Below are 400 nucleotides of genomic sequence, written 5' to 3' on the forward strand. Positions count from 1 at the left end.
TGAAGGAGCACGTCCATCCGCTCGACATCGTCTTCCGCCTCGCCGAGGACCACGGCATCGTGCTCTTGAACGGCGGCGGCTTCCACGCCCCCGACTGGTCGGTGCGGGTCTCCTTCGCCAATCTCGACGACGAGGTCTACAGCCAGATCGGCCGCGCTACCCGCGCGGTGGCGCGTGGCTATCGCCAGGCCTTCGATGCCTACAATCTCGCGCTCGCCAAAAAGTCCTGACCCGCGAGAGCGGCGGGAGTGAAGGCGTGGCGGGTGATTTCCTGCGTTCGGCAACCATCGGACATTTGATCAGTCACGACTTGATCGGATGTCCGAGTTCCATGCTGCGAGGCAAAGCATGAACTACATCGTCGATGCCCTGCGCAATAATCCCGAGCTCGCCATCTTCC

The 400-nt window shown here is 62.5% G+C and carries 1 pseudogene; it reads left to right on the forward strand.

From position 1 onward, the window contains the following. Positions 1–230 (forward strand): annotated as a pseudogene (locus AC1D34_RS38350) (aspartate 4-decarboxylase); the annotation flags it as partial. Positions 231–400 lie beyond the last annotated feature (170 nt).

The organism is Allobosea sp. P1_A7 (assembly GCF_056406775.1).